At 44.6% G+C, this 16,270-nt stretch carries 20 protein-coding genes and 1 other RNA gene; 5 read left to right on the forward strand and 16 right to left on the reverse strand.

Annotation, left to right across the window (positions count from 1 at the left end; genetic code table 11):
* Window positions 1-318: hypothetical protein (locus tag QZZ55_RS17015; protein ID WP_293268625.1), on the forward strand; the 318-nt coding region annotated here is incomplete at its 5' end.
* 173 nt (window positions 319-491) lie between these two features.
* Here the strand turns inward: QZZ55_RS17015 and rnpB are convergent.
* Together rnpB and rsmI are read right to left on the reverse strand one after the other, a co-directional pair.
* An RNA gene (gene rnpB / locus QZZ55_RS17020) (RNase P RNA component class A) lies at window positions 492-865 on the reverse strand.
* A 36-nt stretch (window positions 866-901) separates the two neighbouring features.
* Window positions 902-1,738, reverse strand: coding sequence for a 16S rRNA (cytidine(1402)-2'-O)-methyltransferase (gene rsmI, locus QZZ55_RS17025; RefSeq protein ID WP_293268626.1), 837 nt, complete (start codon window positions 1,736-1,738; stop codon window positions 902-904).
* Window positions 1,739-1,772: 34 nt separating this feature from the next.
* Here rsmI and QZZ55_RS17030 point away from each other — a divergent pair, with 34 nt between their 5' ends.
* From QZZ55_RS17030 to QZZ55_RS17045, 4 genes are read left to right on the forward strand one after another with little or no spacing between them, the layout of a single operon-like run.
* A complete protein-coding gene (locus QZZ55_RS17030; RefSeq protein WP_293268627.1) occupies window positions 1,773-3,578 on the forward strand; it encodes a penicillin-binding protein activator in 1,806 nt (601 codons plus the stop codon).
* Between the two features lie 8 nt (window positions 3,579-3,586).
* Complete coding sequence (locus tag QZZ55_RS17035; protein ID WP_293268628.1) at window positions 3,587-3,946, forward strand: YraN family protein; 360 nt, start codon at window positions 3,587-3,589, stop codon at window positions 3,944-3,946.
* Window positions 3,947-3,961: 15 nt separating this feature from the next.
* Window positions 3,962-4,549: an SIS domain-containing protein gene (locus tag QZZ55_RS17040; RefSeq protein WP_293268629.1), complete on the forward strand. Its 588-nt coding sequence runs from the start codon at window positions 3,962-3,964 to the stop codon at window positions 4,547-4,549.
* A gap of 4 nt (window positions 4,550-4,553) precedes the next feature.
* Window positions 4,554-5,138, forward strand: coding sequence for a BON domain-containing protein (locus tag QZZ55_RS17045; protein ID WP_293268630.1), 585 nt, complete (start codon window positions 4,554-4,556; stop codon window positions 5,136-5,138).
* A gap of 31 nt (window positions 5,139-5,169) precedes the next feature.
* Here QZZ55_RS17045 and QZZ55_RS17050 read toward each other — a convergent pair whose 3' ends face one another.
* From QZZ55_RS17050 to QZZ55_RS17115, 14 genes are all read right to left on the reverse strand, one after another.
* Entirely contained in the window at window positions 5,170-5,571 is a 402-nt protein-coding gene (locus QZZ55_RS17050; RefSeq protein WP_293268631.1) for a ClpXP protease specificity-enhancing factor, read from the reverse strand.
* Window positions 5,572-5,643: 72 nt separating this feature from the next.
* On the reverse strand, window positions 5,644-6,276 hold the full coding sequence (locus tag QZZ55_RS17055; RefSeq protein WP_293268632.1) for a glutathione S-transferase N-terminal domain-containing protein: 633 nt from the start codon (window positions 6,274-6,276) through the stop codon (window positions 5,644-5,646).
* 98 nt (window positions 6,277-6,374) lie between these two features.
* Complete coding sequence (locus tag QZZ55_RS17060; protein WP_293268633.1) at window positions 6,375-7,139, reverse strand: cytochrome c1; 765 nt, start codon at window positions 7,137-7,139, stop codon at window positions 6,375-6,377.
* The gene (locus QZZ55_RS17065) at window positions 7,139-8,386 is read right to left on the reverse strand and encodes a cytochrome bc complex cytochrome b subunit (RefSeq protein ID WP_293268634.1); all 1,248 of its coding nucleotides are present in this window, start codon (window positions 8,384-8,386) and stop codon (window positions 7,139-7,141) included. The genes QZZ55_RS17060 and QZZ55_RS17065 overlap by 1 nt, the downstream gene beginning before the upstream one ends.
* A complete protein-coding gene (gene petA, locus QZZ55_RS17070) occupies window positions 8,386-8,985 on the reverse strand; it encodes a ubiquinol-cytochrome c reductase iron-sulfur subunit (RefSeq protein ID WP_293268635.1) in 600 nt (199 codons plus the stop codon). The genes QZZ55_RS17065 and petA overlap by 1 nt, the downstream gene beginning before the upstream one ends.
* A 258-nt stretch (window positions 8,986-9,243) precedes the next feature.
* Complete coding sequence (gene rpsI / locus QZZ55_RS17075; RefSeq protein ID WP_028469787.1) at window positions 9,244-9,636, reverse strand: 30S ribosomal protein S9; 393 nt, start codon at window positions 9,634-9,636, stop codon at window positions 9,244-9,246.
* 13 nt (window positions 9,637-9,649) lie between these two features.
* Window positions 9,650-10,078, reverse strand: coding sequence for a 50S ribosomal protein L13 (rplM, locus tag QZZ55_RS17080; RefSeq protein WP_028469786.1), 429 nt, complete (start codon window positions 10,076-10,078; stop codon window positions 9,650-9,652).
* A gap of 265 nt (window positions 10,079-10,343) precedes the next feature.
* Window positions 10,344-11,459, reverse strand: coding sequence for a cell division protein ZapE (gene zapE, locus QZZ55_RS17085; protein WP_293268636.1), 1,116 nt, complete (start codon window positions 11,457-11,459; stop codon window positions 10,344-10,346).
* A gap of 125 nt (window positions 11,460-11,584) precedes the next feature.
* On the reverse strand, window positions 11,585-12,295 hold the full coding sequence (locus tag QZZ55_RS17090; RefSeq protein WP_293268637.1) for an LrgB family protein: 711 nt from the start codon (window positions 12,293-12,295) through the stop codon (window positions 11,585-11,587).
* A complete protein-coding gene (locus QZZ55_RS17095; protein WP_293268638.1) occupies window positions 12,295-12,687 on the reverse strand; it encodes a CidA/LrgA family protein in 393 nt (130 codons plus the stop codon). The genes QZZ55_RS17090 and QZZ55_RS17095 overlap by 1 nt, the downstream gene beginning before the upstream one ends.
* Window positions 12,688-12,803: 116 nt before the next feature.
* Window positions 12,804-13,316, reverse strand: a complete 513-nt coding sequence (gene moaB / locus QZZ55_RS17100) for a molybdenum cofactor biosynthesis protein B (protein WP_293268639.1) — start codon at window positions 13,314-13,316, stop codon at window positions 12,804-12,806.
* Between the two features lie 60 nt (window positions 13,317-13,376).
* A complete protein-coding gene (locus QZZ55_RS17105) occupies window positions 13,377-14,063 on the reverse strand; it encodes a hypothetical protein (RefSeq protein ID WP_293268640.1) in 687 nt (228 codons plus the stop codon).
* A gap of 3 nt (window positions 14,064-14,066) precedes the next feature.
* Window positions 14,067-14,801: a CpsB/CapC family capsule biosynthesis tyrosine phosphatase gene (locus tag QZZ55_RS17110; RefSeq protein ID WP_293268641.1), complete on the reverse strand. Its 735-nt coding sequence runs from the start codon at window positions 14,799-14,801 to the stop codon at window positions 14,067-14,069.
* On the reverse strand, window positions 14,798-16,270 hold a 1,473-nt coding region (locus QZZ55_RS17115), incomplete at its 5' end, for a polysaccharide biosynthesis tyrosine autokinase (RefSeq protein ID WP_293268642.1). The genes QZZ55_RS17115 and QZZ55_RS17110, both read right to left, overlap by 4 nt.

Consider the following 16,270-nt stretch of genomic DNA (forward strand, 5'->3'; position numbering starts at 1 on the left):
GTCGGCGTTGTTGGTGTGGTCGGCGTTGTTGGTGTAGTCGGAATAACAATCGAAGACCCACCGCCGCCTCCACAACCAACAAGCAATATACAGGTAGACAGTATACTTAATGGTACAGTTAGCGTTGTCTTTGTCATGTATCATCTCCGAGAAAAATTATCGTTTAATAGTTTAGTACAAAACCATATTGAGAGCGTATTGGAAACTCAGCTAAAGAATTTTTCCCATGCGGAAAACAAAGCCAATCCATCTGCTACATGCAGGCTAACTGAATTAGCATGCGCTGTCGCCTCACAAATGAGCACTAATACCAACTAACTAGTATTAAAATTATGATAGACGATGATTTTCACGAAATGAGGATGAACACTTGCTTAAACGATTACATTTTAGCAAATGATTAACTAACACCCAAAAATTTGAAATACTGATTGTTAAAACCAGTATTCACACTTCTTTAGCTTTAGTCTTATTGAGGTTTCTAGTAAAAAAGTAAGAGTCCGCCTATAAGCCGGGTTTTGTAATAGACAGTCATTCATCTGGGACGCACATCACTGTACGCCTCAAGCAACCTACCCGGATCCAGTGCGGGTCACACCTATTGGATCCCTATTTGGTCTTGCTCCGAGTGGGGTTTACCATGCCATGGAATGTTGCCACCCATGCGGTGCGCTCTTACCGCACCCTTTCACCCTTACCGTTATCCGAAGATACTTAGGCGGTCTTCTCTCTGCTGCACTTTCCGTCGGCTTACACCGCCCAGACGTTATCTGGCACTCTACCCTTTGGAGCCCGGACTTTCCTCCCTCCCACTTACTTGCAACAAGTTACAAATAAGCAAGACAGCGACTGTCCGGCGAACTCTTGGGCGCAAGGATACCAACAATCAGACGAGAAGCAACTACTTGCGAGACAATGCCTCCTGATAAAGCGCATTCTTCTTCTCTCCAGTGATTTTTGCAGTCAAAGCAGCAGCCTGCTTAACCGGCAACTCACTTAACAACACATCTAAAACTTTCAAAGACTCTACAGACAACCCCTCTTCTTCGATAAGCTCCACCCCTTGTATAAGAACAACAAATTCACCCTTTTGCTGGTTTGCATCTTGTTTCACCCATTCAAGCAAAGCGCCTACATTATCGCCATGGATCGTTTCAAATGTTTTGGTCAACTCACGAGCCAGGACCACATAACGCTCAGCACCCAGAACCTCGATCATATCCTGCAAAGAATCAAGTATCCGGTGGGTTGACTCATAATAGATAACTGTTCGAGTTTCAAATTCAATCATCGATAACTTTTGCTGCCGCCCAGAACGCTTGGCAGGTAAAAAGCCTTCAAATATAAAACGATCTGTCGGCAAACCTGCCGCACACATCGCCGTTATCACTGCACAACACCCAGGCACAGGAACCACTTTAAACCCAGCTTCACGCACACCACGGACAACAATAAAGCCAGGATCGGAAATTAATGGCGTTCCTGCATCAGAAATCAATGCAATACTGTCGCCAGCAGCTAATTTATCCAGTATTGTCTGCAGTCGTTGACGCTCATTATGATCATGCACTGAAATCATAGGGGTTTTAATGTTAAAGTGCGCCATTAAGCGACCACTGTGTCGAGTATCTTCAGCTGCAATCAAGGCAACGGACTGCAAAACTTCCACTGCCCGGGGTGTTAAATCCCCCAGATTGCCGATAGGCGTGGCTACAACATAAAAAACCGCGTCAGACATAATTTTTCCATCCATCATCAGGGTGATAGAGTATATGATGATTTTGAAACGCCTGTCTCTAACTGTTGCCTTAACAAGCTTGATTGCTGGTTGTGCAATGCCTCCAATGTCACCTCCTTTGGTGACAGAAGGTCAATCGTCGTCTCAAGAAGCTAATATCGAGTCGCTTCTTGCTCAAGCGCGAAGGTCTTCACCTATTCGCTCAGCGGAACTTAAATTGCAAGCGGCACAATTGCTCGCATCACAAGGCGAACCAGACCACGCGGCAGATATTTTGGCTGACATAGATACATCTATCCTCCCTCCCAGCTTGCAATTCAACATTATCAGACTAAAAACTCAGCAAGCATTGGATAGCAATGATGGAGAACAAGCACTTAGCTATCTTGCCTATATGCCATCACTCAGCACCCTACCCGAAGGTGACGTACTGCTATCGGAGCAGTTATATGCCGAAGCTTACAATCTCAACGGCCAACCGTTAGAAGAAGCTAAAATATTGATCGAGGGTAGCGACTACATTCAGGACCAAGAAAAACGACAAAATCTCCACGATCGTATTTGGCAAGCGCTACAATCAACAGGCGACGAAGAACTTCACAGCGCATTACAGCAGCCAAATAACAACTACCTACTACAAGGCTGGCTCGAATTAGCGTTAGCATCTCGCTCAATTGCGGACATCAAAACACAAACAAATAATATTGATAACTGGCTAAACCTTTGGCAGGCACACCCAGCAGCTCAAACAATGCCAGATAACCTAGCATCCCCTCAGAGCATTGATCTTATCAATGTCGCACGAATTGGCGTTTTATTACCCACAACAGGTTCTCTAGCAAAAGCAGGCAAAGCAATTCAAGATGGCATTACCACCGCCCATTACGCCAACCAAGGCTCTAGCTACACCCCTGAACTCGTTTTTTTAGATAGCACTTTGTACAACACTCCCGAAGAAATAATACAAGCAGCACAAGAAAAAGAGGTTCAGCTAATCATTGGCCCGCTCGAAAAAGACAAAGTGAGTGCCCTTAGCCAATATGATTCACTCCCACTCCCCTTTTTAGCATTAAATTATGCAGAAACAAGCGCCACTAATCTTTATCAATTTGGCCTTTCTGCTGAAGACGAAGCACGCGATGCAGCAACCCAGGCAATCAATGCAGGTAAACGCTACGCTCTCATTTTAACGCCCAACAGCACTTGGGGAAATCGCGCAGAATCAGCATTTGCAGATACATTCAGCGCACTCGGAGGAACGATTGTAGCTCGCAAGTCCTTTAACACAGGAGATCTTAATCAAGACATTGCACAGCTATTAAAAACAGATGAAAGCAAAACCCGAGCAATCAGCCTCAGAAAAGCAACAGGGTTAAATTTCGAGTTTGAAGAAAGGCGTAGGCAAGATGCAGACACGATATTGCTTGCTGCCCGCCCACAGGACGCTCGTTTAATTAAGCCTATTTTATCATTTTACTTTGCTGGCGATCTCCCTGTTTACGCCACCTCCCAAGTATTCTCAGGCTCAATTAATAGCGCAGCGGATATCGATCTGAATGGCATTATGTTTGGTGATATCCCTTGGGTACTATCACCTCCCTCAGATAATAGACGCGCACTTAATGCCATACGAAATAACACCAATACTCGCTTTGGCCGACTTTACGCTTTAGGTATAGATGCATATAACCTGTACCCTTATTTACAACAACTGGGTGCCACTCAAGGGGCACGCCTACAGGGGGAGACAGGCATGCTATCCCTATCCGAACAAAACAAAATAAACAGGCATTTGCAGTGGGCCATCTTTGAAAATGGCTCCCCAAAACTTATTGAATAGCGAATCACATGGATAGAAATACACGTGGCAAGGACGCCGAAAATAAAGCATGGCACTGGCTTATCCAACAAGGACTCAAGCCCGTAACAAGAAATTATTTATGCAAACTGGGTGAAATTGATCTGATATTAGCCGATAGCGGCACATTAGTTTTTGTCGAAGTCCGATACCGTACACACAAGCACTATGGCGGAGCAGCTAACTCAGTTACAGCAACCAAACAACGAAAAATCATTCGTGCAGCACAGCATTTTTTGATGACTCATCGCCACTTTCAACAACATAACTGTCGATTCGATGTCATTGCATACGAAACTCCTTCTGAAGAAAATACACCAGTATGGTATAAAGACGCCTTCAGACTTTAAGACCGGAAACAGTAAATGGAACTTGAAGAACGAATTGTTAATTTATTCCACAATTCGATGGACACAAATGCTCACACCATTGAGCAATACACACCCATGATTGCTCACGCAAGCGAGCTTATGCTTTCCAGTTTAGCCAGCGAACTAAAGATCGTTTGTGTTGGTAATGGAGGCTCATCTGCACTTGCACAGCACTTCTCTGCGCTACTGCTTAGCCGTTTCAGAAACGAGCGACCAGGACTGCCCGCCATTACCGTTGGTGCAGACAGCGCCGTCTTAACGGGCATAGCAGAGGACAGCAGCTTCAGTGAGGTATACTCAAAACAGATCAGAGCTATAGGGCAACCCGGAGATGTTTTGCTAGTTATCTCAAATAGAGGACGCTCAAACAGCCTAGTCCAAGCAATACAAGCTGCTCATGATCGCGATATGTCTGTCATTGCAATAACAGGACATGATAGTAGTAATATTTCTGCACTTTTACGGCCGGATGAAGTCGAAATATGCGTCCCTTCTGACGACAACGCAATGATCTATAGCGCACACTTACTTATTCTTCATTGCCTATGCGATTTAATCGAATATCAATTATTTGGAGCCTGATGCCATGAATTCAACGCTTTTTAAATGCTTAACAGCCGCTTGCATACTAACCACTCTTTCAGGCTGCTCTAACCTAATCAGTGCATCTCGAGAGGAACCAATCCGAGAAGACCAAGGAAGCCGTACCTTTGGAGCTTATATTGAAGATGAAGTTATCGAAAATAAAACGCTCGTTAATATTAACAAAGGGTCGGACACTGTTAAAAATGCCCATATTAGTGCGACAAGCTACAACGGTATTCTTTTACTAACAGGCCAAGTACCGCATGAAAATGCAAAGCAAGAAACAGAACAGATTTCGATGCAAACTCGCAAAGTACGCAAGGTTCACAACGAACTAGAAATTTCCGGCCCTACGTCCAGTATTGTGCGTGCCAACGACGCATACCTGACCAGCCGAATTAAGTTGCAGCTATTAACTAATGAATCTGCAGAAGGCACTCGCATAAAAGTTGTTACTGAAAACAGCTCAACTTATTTGATGGGATTAGTAACAGAACAAGAAGCTGAAGCAGCAGTTAACATCATACGCACCATCCCTGGCGTACAACGAATAGTGAAGGTTTTTGAATACATTCCAAATCGTTAATTAAACAACCGGCAAACTTTTATAACCCTGGTTACTTAACAACTTTTAGCGATGGTCGCCCTGTAGGCTTGGGCGGCTCTGGCTTATCTACTTCTTCCTGCTCTTGCTCATAGAAGTCAGCTCCTGGCTCCATTCCAAACCCCATACCAGCACCATTCTCACGTGCATATACCGCTAAAACAGCAGACATAGGAACATACACATTCATTGGAACACCACCAAAGCGTGCATTAAAGCTAATAGCCTCATCATCTAATAGAAAATCTTGAATTGCTGAAGGACTAATATTCAAAACAATCTGACCATCAGAGATAAACTGCTCTGGCACCATCACTCCCTTCACTGCCACATCCACCGCTAAGTGCGGCGTACAGTCATTATCAAGCAACCATTCCTGCAACGCTTTGATAAGATAAGGACGACTAGGTTTCATAAAAACTCCAAGCATAAAAAAGGGATGATAATATCATCCCTTTCTGAATAAAATATTCAAGCAGATTTGCTGCTAGTCACGCATTTCACGTTCAGCTTCCGATAGGCTTTCACGGAAAGATTCGCGCTCAAACAAGCGGTCCATATATTCATACAGTGATTTACACTGCGCTTCAGGCAAATCAACACCTAAATAAGGCAGGCGCCACAACAGTGGAGCAAGACAACAATCTACCAATGTAAATTCTTCACTCATGAAATATGGCTTTTCAGCAAAGATTGGTGAGATAGCAACAAGGCTATCACGCAAATCTTTGCGTGCCGTTTCAACTTCATCGTCCGTTGCTTTAGCTGAAACCAGTACATCTACATGCTTACACCAATCTTTCTGAATGCGATGCATATACAAACGGCTTTCCGCACGCGCAACAGGATAGACAGGTAACAACGGCGGATGAGGAAAACGCTCATCCAAATATTCCATCATTACATTTGGCTCATACAGCACCAAATCTCTATCCAGGAGAGTAGGCAAACTATTATAAGGGTTTAAACCTGCCAAATCTTCAGGAAGATCCTCGACATGACAATCAATAACGTCGACCGCTACCCCTTTTTCCGCTAATACAATGCGAACACGATGGCTGTAATGATCAGCACCATCAGAGTAAAAGGTCATGGAAGAACGTTTAGCCACAACTCCCATCAATATATCCCCGTATTACTTACCGTAGAAAATAAATAAGCGCGGCCTGAAACTCAGGCCGCGCAAAAAAACGATTCTAACAGATTTATACTGTAAAATCAGTGAACATCTTTCCAGTATTCTTTTTTCAATGCATAAGCAACGAAGAAGAAGAAGAAGAGGAAGATCAACACTTTTGTTCCGATACGCTGAGAGTCTAATTTAGACGGCTCACCGATATAGGCCATAAAGTTAACCAGATCATAAATAGTTTTATCAAACTCTTCTGTTGTCTGCTGCCCTTTCTTACCGATAGACATACAACCGCCCATCGTTTTACCTGTTAACGGATCAATTTTAGTTTCATGATGCTGCGCCTCTTCAGCTGAGCAATGATTAATCTGCTCACCCTGCAAGTATTCCAGCACGTTAGGCATCCCTACATCAGGGAAGACTACATTGTTTACACCCCAAGGACGCGAAGAGTCTTGGTAGAAACTACGCAAATAGGTGTACAACCAATCAGGCCCACGCAAACGTGACTCAAGCGTCAAATCAGGTGGTGCCGTACCAAACCAGTTAGCAGAGTCTTCTTTCAGCATAGCATTAGTCATCTGCTGACCTACTTTTTGGTCTCCCAACAGTAGATTCTCTTCAACTAGATTAATCGGCATACCCAAATCTTCAGCTGCACGCTGATAGCGCTGATATTGCGCAGAGTGACAACCTAAACAATTGTTTACGAATACCTGCATACCTCGCTGCAATGAAGCCTGGTTATGCAGATCCACAGCCATGTGGTCCAATTTAGGACCCGCACCGCCCGAAGCAAAACTTGCCAATGGGAACAGTGCAATAACGAATGCAACTAAATACTTTTTCATTATCCTGTAACCCTCTCTGGTACTGGTTTGGTTTTCTCCATCTTGGTGTAGAACGGCATCAAGAAGAAGAAAGCAAAATAAAGTGCAGTACAGATCTGAGCTACCACAGTACGCTCAGGAGTAGATGCAACCACACCCAAGTAACCTAGGATCACGAAGCTAATAGCAAAGACTGCCAACGCCACTTTACTCATCATTCCTTTGTAGCGAATCGATTTAACAGGACTACGATCCAACCAAGGAAGTACAAACAGAATAGCAATCGCACCACCCATCACAACTACACCCGGGAACTGAGAAGCAGCAATTGGCGGAATCGCACGTAGCATTGCGTAGAATGGCGTGAAGTACCATACAGGCGCAATATGCGGCGGAGTTTTAAGCGGGTTAGCTGGTTCAAAGTTTGGCGCTTCAATTAAATAGCCACCGCCTTCTGGGAAGAAGAAGACAATGATACAGAAGACAAACAAGAAGACTATCACACCAACAATGTCTTTCACCGAGTAGTATGGGTGGAATGGGATTCCATCCAACGGCACACCGTTTTCATCTTTGTTTTCTTTAATTTCAATACCATCTGGGTTGTTAGAACCCACTTCATGCAATGCAATGATGTGCAACACAACTAACGCTAACAACACGATAGGCAGCGCAACAACATGCAATGAGAAGAAACGGTTTAGTGTCACACCAGAAATCAGGTAGTCACCACGAATCCACTCAGCTAACTCAGGCCCCACAAAAGGAACAGCCTGGAACAAAGATACAATTACCGCAGCACCCCAATAAGACATCTGACCCCATGGTAATAAGTAACCCATGAACGCTTCAGCCATTAGCGCTAGGTATATAGCCATACCAAACAACCAAATCAATTCACGCGGCTTACGGTAAGAACCGTACATCATTCCACGGAACATATGCAGGTAGACCACACAGAAAAATGCAGAAGCACCGGTAGAATGCAAGTAACGCAGCAACCACCCGTAATCTATATCACGCATAATGTATTCAACAGAAGCAAACGCACCTTCTGCAGAAGGGTTATAGCTCATTGTTAGCCAGATACCGGTAATGATCTGGTTAACCAGCATTAGCATCGCTAACGAGCCAAAAAAGTACCAAAAATTAAAGTTTTTTGGCGCATAGTATTTTGATAAGTGGTCTTCCCACATAGCAGTCGCTGGGAAACGGTCATCGACCCATCCCATCAACCCGCCTTTTCCTTTATTACGGTAACCAGCCATTATGCGTTCTCCTGATCCACGCCAATAACGATGATGTCTTCACCTTCATATTTATGAGGCGGAATCACTAGATTCGTCGGTGCCGGCGAGCCTTTATAGACACGGCCTGACAAATCAAAACGAGAGCCATGGCAAGGGCAATAAAAACCACCTGTCCAATTTGCATCAAAGTCTTGCGGTCCGACTTCTGGCTTATAAGTAGGAGAGCACCCTAAATGCGTGCAGATACCCACTAATACAGAAACATCAGGACGAATAGATCGGTCTGCATCATGCGGAATATACGCAGGCTGCTGAGGAACATCCGAATTTGGATCTGATAAAGTACCAGGATCCATGTCCTTTAAGATTGCTAACGCCTCTTCGCCACGTTTAACAACCCATACAGGTTTCCCACGCCACTCAACTATCATCTGCTGACCTGGCTCCAACTTGCTAATATCAGCCTTAGCAGGTGCTCCGGCAGCTTTTGCCTTAGCACTTGGGTTCCAGGAAGCCACGAACGGGACCGCAGCTCCTACAGCACCCACAGCCCCAACGGCAGAAGTAGCACCTATAAGAAGTCGACGCCGACCCTTATTCACGCCTTCATTGCTCATCAAGTATATCCCCCTCACTCGGCCAGGCTATTTGCTTGTACAAATAATCACCAACCGTTCAGTATAAAAAACCACGAAATCAGGTTCTGTAAAAAATGGCCAAATAGTAAATAAAATACCCCTATTTTACAAGGTGAAATATCCCTTCAGAGGTATCTATAAGACTAAGTATTGACCTGACACGAAGATAAAAAAAAACGCCCGAACCTAACAGGCGCGAGCGTTTTCTCAATTGCATGCCGGAAAACCGGCAAACAATTAACGTTTAGAGAATTGTGGTTTCTTACGTGCTTTACGTAGACCAACTTTCTTACGTTCAACTTCACGAGCGTCGCGGGTTACGAAACCAGCTTTACGCAGTGCAGGACGCATAGTTTCGTCGTATTCCATCAATGCACGAGTGATACCATGACGGATCGCACCGGCTTGACCGAAGTTACCACCACCTTTAACAGTGACGATTACGTCGAACTTTTCTAGAGTTTCAGTTAACTCTAGTGGTTGACGAACGATCATACGTGCAGTTTCGCGACCGAAGTAAACTTCGATAGTACGATCGTTGATAGAAATTGTGCCTGTACCAGGACGCAAGAAAACTCGGGCTGTAGAAGTTTTGCGACGACCTGTACCGTAATACTGAGTAGCTGACATTATCTACTTCCCCTTAGAGTTTCAGTTCTTGAGGCTGCTGAGCCTGGTGTGGATGTTCGTTACCTGCATACACTTTCAATTTAGTGTACATAGCACGACCCAAAGGACCTTTTGGTAGCATACCTTTAACAGCCAATTCTATAACTTTTTCTGGCTGGCTGTTAATCATGATCTCAAAGTTAGCCTGCTTCAGACCACCAGGGAAACCTGTATGACGGTAATAAATTTTAGCTTTACGCTTATTACCAGATACGTGTACTTTTTCAGCGTTTACTACAACAATGTAATCGCCAGTATCTACGTGTGGTGTGAATTCTGGTTTATGCTTGCCGCGCAGACGTCGAGCAATTTCAGTAGCCATACGGCCCAGAGTTTTGCCTTCTGCGTCAATTACATACCAGTCGCGTTTTACCTCGGCTGGCTTAGCAACAAAAGTAGTCATCGATTGTTCGCCTATACTTTAATTAAGTCTGGATAACGGATCTGAAATTCAGAAGAGCCCGTGCCCGACTTACCTTATAATTATTAGTTGCTCAAGACTGAAAAACAGTAAAGAAACAACGTACGAAACCTCATCGTGAAATGAGGAGCGCGAATTATAGTCAAATTACTTTACTAATGCGAGTACTTCCTCACACATAATTATAAAAAACCCGTAGCACGTCAATCCAACCCATCGGCATTTCACGAAGAGCATCAAGAATACCTTAGGCTTTATGTGCTTTGGCTAAATAATCATGAGACTGCATCTCTAAAAGCCTGCTTTGCGTACGCTCAATTTCAAAAGACAAACGCCCTCCGGTATAGATCTCATGAATGGGTACCGCCGCTGAAACAATCAACTTCACACCGCAATCATAGAATTCATCGACCATATTGATAAAACGACGCGCCGCATCATCATTTTTAGTGCCTAGCTGAGGAATATTAGAAATCAATACAGCGTGATATATTTTTGCTATCTCAATATAGTCATTCTGTGAACGAGGCCCCTCACACAACGCAGGAAAGTCGAACCATACTACATCTTCGCATGTTCTGCGGGACGGTATGCCACGGCCATTAATATCGACCAGTTCACTTTCTACCACCTCTTCCAAATCAGGCGCCAAGCTCTCAAAGCTAGCATTTAAGCTGCTATCCGCTGCTGCATCCAAAGGATAGTGATAAAGCTCCGCCTGCTCTAAGGCACGTAAGCGATAATCAACACCGCCATCAACGTTAATCACGTCTGTATATTTGTTAAGCAGAGCTATGGCCGGAAGAAAGCGAGCTCTCTGCAAACCGTCTTTATAAAGACCATCAGGGATAATGTTAGAGGTCGCTACCAACGAAACACCATTAGCAAACAACTCTTCAAACAGGCTTCCCAAGATCATCGCATCCGTAATATCCGACACAAAAAACTCATCAAAGCAAATAATACGTGTTTCAGCCGCATACTTGCGCGCAATGTCGATGAGTGGATTTTTAGTACCATCAAGCAATCGCAAGTCCGCATGCACACCCTGCATGAACCGATGAAAATGGGTCCGTCTTTTTTGTTTGAATGGCAAACTGTCGTAGAAGGTATCCATCATGTAGGTCTTGCCGCGACCCACACCACCCCAAAAATACAACCCCTGAACTGGCTCGACTGTTTTCTTTTTAAGCTTTCGACTAAAAAACCGCGTCAACTTTCCCGGTTGAGAGTTATCGGCCGAGGGAGCCGAAATCAGATCGTCATACAAACGCTGTAGATGACCAATAGCTATCTCTTGCGCTGGATCGTATGAAAAGTCATCACGCAACAAGTCTTTTTTATAACGCTCTAATGGAGTCATTTTCCCACATCACCCTAATTAGGTAGGTACTAAAATTCAGGAGCGAACTGTACCCAGACGCCCCGATAATGCAACTTCAACCGTAAGCTAAATACTCATCAGCTTTAAAACCATACGTCTTCACGCTAATTAAATCCCATCAACGATATCACCACAGGCAATAAAAAAGCCGTTAACAACCCCGTCATTCCCATTGCCAACCCTGCAAAAGCGCCTGCCACTGCACTCACTTCAAATGCTGATGCCGTCCCAAAACCATGGGCAGCCAAACCAAGCGTAAAACCTTTCACTGCATCATCTTTCACACGCAGAAGCTTAAAGATAAGCGGCGCCAGCAAACAACCCATTGCCCCCGTGATCAGAACAAGCCCTGCAGCCAACGATGGAAAACCACCTATTTTCTCTACAATACCAATAGCAATAGGAGACGTTACTGATTTAGGCGCTAGCGATAACAATACGCCTTCGGGCAGATCAAACATCAGGCCCACTAGCAGTACCGATACAATCGCTGTTACAGCTCCCGTTACGCATGCAACCAAAAGAATGAGCCACATTTTTTTGATACGCTCAAAATGGTCGAACAATGGCACCGCCAAAGCAACGGTCGCAGGACCCAACAAAAAGTGAATAAACTGCGCCCCTTCAAAATACGTTTCATAACGCGTATCCGTCACCAGTAAGAAACTAATAATAATGGCCATCGCCACCAGCACAGGATGCAATAAAGGCGTGCCGCCTGAGCGTTTATTTAATTCAGAAGCAAACATAAAAACAACTAAGGTGACAATCAGCCAGAATAATGGTTTAGCAGCAAAATATACCCAAAACTCCATTACCGCTCCCCGCCCTGCGGCCTAACCAACCCTGAGCGCTCGCCTTTTGTGGGCCCGCTAAACTTACCTAACAATCTAAAAACAAGAGCGGTTACCAACATCGTCACAAACGTACTTACCAGCAAGGCAACTAAAATGGCCAGCCAGTACTGAGAAATCATCTCAAGATGCACCATCAAACCAACACCTGCAGGCACATACAACAGAGCCAAATGCCGCAATAACCCCTCAGAAACAAGACGAACAGAGTCAGGTGTTTTTTTAATAACAATCAAAACCAACAACAGTAAAACCATTCCAAGCACCGGTCCAGGAACAGGAACACCGGTTGCCAATACTAATAACTCACCTAATAGCTGACAGAGCAACAATGCAAGGAAACCATTAAGCACTTAATTTCTCCAAAAGCTTACACACAACAAAAAGCCGGTATTATAAACCGGCTTATACTCAGACAACTACCCGCAATCACCGCAGTGCAGCATACTTTTTAAGTTGAATTGCTTCACTACCCCTTTAGCATAACCATCTCTACGAAGTTACACGGCCGGTGACGGCTATCTAACTGTTCACGAATGATTTTATGCCACGCTGTTTTACATGCACCGGTAGAGCCTGGCATACAAAAAACAACGGTTCTGTTTGCAACACCCGCTACCGTTCGAGACTGAATAGTTGATGTACCGATCTCTTCATACGAAAGAGACCGAAACAACTCGCCGTAGCCTTCAATTTGCTTATCTAATAATGGAATGACGGCCTCAGGCGTACTGTCTCTTGCTGTAAACCCCGTACCTCCGGTAACTAACACTGCGTGAATACTACTATCGGCAATCCATTGAGAGAGCACGGCTCGGATCTGGTAAATATCATCTTTCACAATATGGCGGATAACAGCCTTATGCCCTGCCGCTTCAATTCCTTCCTGTAACGCATCACCTGATTTATCTGTTTCAGGCACGCGAGTATCAGACACAGTTAACACCGCTATATTTAACGGCTTCAATTCAACCTGACTCATCACTACTCCTCAGTACTTTAAAAAAGATTTCGTTAAAAACGACATAAAGATAAAAACAGGCTACAACGTCTCTTTACACATCTTTTTTTGATGAGATGACGGCTCTAACAAAGAACAGATAAAAGAGCGAAATTCATAGCGATCCAATAAAACGCGTACCGCATTACTACCATGCTCAGATGCACGGCTTGTCGCTGCCAACACCAAAGCCTCTAATTCAGGTGTTAACTGATCCCAACCCAACAAACCCGCCTCAAGCACCGCAAGATTAGCACTCAGCTCCCAAGGGCCTGTTTTAGCTGCCTGCTCGATAGCCTCAGAAAAGTCATCATCAATCTCACCCAAGTATGCTTTCATCAAACTTTTATTTGCCCAGCTATAAGGCCAATTAGGACGTAATAGCAATGCCGTGTTATGTAATGCTAATGCCTGACGAATATACTGCAAATAATCGTCCGATTCTGTTTGCACAGCACGATAAAATAAAATGCGCGCCTTTAACTCATAATACTCAGCATTATTATCATTCCAACTGAGTGCTACATCAATATCTGCTTCTGCTTTCTCTATTTTAGCCAAAGACACTGGATTACGCTGGGACTCCCAGCGCTCTATCGAATAACGCACAGGGTACGCACTGATATCAGCTAACGCCCAACGAAAAGCAAAATAGATCGAGGGAATACTGGCAAGAATGACTAACGCGGCTAATACACGGGGAAAACTATATTTAGCAGAAAAGGCCATAATTCAAACCTTCTCAGGTGAAGCATGAAAAACAATGTCGGATGGATTGCCACTAAATAGGCTTACTGCACGATCTGCCCCGTACATCTGCTCAATGAGGTGTCGTGCCTTGGACAGCACTGGCGGGCGATGTTGTCGATTATGAGCATCAGTAGCTATCACCGTCACCCAATTATTTTCTAGCATTTCGTGCGCTCTTTGGTGGGCAGGCACACCAAACTCACCGGTAACAGACATTGCTGTCACTTGAAATAAGCAGCCCAAATCAACAAAAGGAAGCACTTTATCCAAATTATGCACAATATCTTTGTTTCGCTCGGGATGTGCAATCATTGGGATAATATTACGCGCCAATAACCACTTAACGAGTTTGTCACTACCTGGCGGTATATGACTATGCGGCAACTCCAGCAACAACACATGATAGCCATTCCATTCACCTATAAATGGAAGCTCATTAGCCACGGCTAATTGCAACACTTCTGCACTTAAGCGCACCTCACAGGCCAGAGAAAGAGAGAGAGGAATATTCTGCTCTTTAAGGGCCACCTTAAAAGCATCGAAATGCGGCTGCAAACCAAGCAGTGAGTTATCATAACGCCCCGGGTGCAGGTGCGGGGTAAGCACCATATGCTCAATACCATCAGCCACAGCCATCTGAGCCAGCGCTACTGCCTCAGATACACTCTGTGCACCGTCATCAACACCCGGTAAAAGATGGCAGTGCAGATCAATCATGCTTTTTCGCTACTGTAACCATAAACGTCATAGTAGCCACCGTATTCTTGGCCATAGTATTTCGCACCCTTTTTAACATCGACCTGATTGAGCACAACGCCGATAATTGGCGCATTCACTTCACGCAAACGTTTCAGGCCGTTTTTAGCATGTTGATATGGCGTCGAGTCTGATTTAACCACATAGATCATCGCGCCAACTAATGGCGCAAGCACCATTGCATCACTTACAGCCTGAGACGGTGCCGTATCAATAATGATTCGATCGTACTTAGTTTCGAGTAACGTCAATACATCAGCAAAGCGCTTAGAAGAAAGCAGTTCAGAAGGATTAGGAGGAATAATACCCGCACAAATCACATCGATATTACCATCTTCGTAGTGGTGAACACATTCTTCTACTGAAGCCGTACCTGCCACTAAATTAGACAAACCAGAAGAAGAGCGATCTAGACCCAAGGCTCTCGCAACAGAAGGGCGGCGCAAATCCGCATCAATAAGCAACACCTTTTCCATTTGCCCTGTCGCGAACGCTAAACCTAGTGCCAGTGACGTTTTACCCTCACCCGGGACAGACGATGTAACCGATACGATTTTATGCGGATTATCTAATGCCGATAAAATCAGACCCGTACGAATAGTACGTAGCGACTCAGCATAGGAGGATTGCGGGTCATCAACAAAATGGTTATAGCTTTGGTATGGCGCCTTTCTCTTTTTCGGCAGTAACGGCAACAAACCAAGCATAACAACACCCAGCTTACTCTCTACCTCGGAAGCGCTCTTAACGGTGTTATTTAACGCCTGCAATACAAAGGCAAACATCACACCAAACATCATGCTTACCACAAAGGCCAACGCAACAATCAGTTTCTTCTTTGGCTTTGCAGGAAACAATGGAATAACAGCAGGATCAGAAACCCGAGCATTCGCTGTTTTTAAGTCCCCCGTAGCGGTCGTCTCATTAAAGCGCGTTAAGAAAGTATTAAAGACGGTACGCTTCGTCTCAACATCTTGCTCATACTCACTTAATTTATACTCTTTGCGGCTAAGGCTTTGAATATTTCCTTTTGTACCCTCAAGCGCTGATTTTAAAGAATTTTCGTTGGCTAAAGCCACTTTGTAGTTTGTTTCGATACCGTTCACGACAGACAAAATTTGCCTATCGAGAGCAGACCTTGCATTGGCCAGCTCGGAATTAACCGCTTGCATCGTCGGGTGCTTCGCACCGTAACGCTTTGCCACCTCAGAACGCTTCAACTCAACGCGTGCATATGACTCTTTCATGCTTTGCACTAGCGGATGCTGTAACACCGTAGGCACTAACTCCAAACGTGACGGGCTCTTTTTACCAATAGCGCGTACTTGGCGGTATAAACTTTCTGCCTCTAGCCTATCTCGACGCGCATCAACCAACTTGCCCGCTACCAACTCAAGCTCTTGGCCAGCAATGTTCAGCCCACCTTTTTC

The sequence above is a fragment of the Neptunomonas sp. genome (assembly GCF_016744175.1).
Classification (GTDB): Bacteria; Pseudomonadota; Gammaproteobacteria; order Pseudomonadales; family Balneatricaceae; genus Neptunomonas.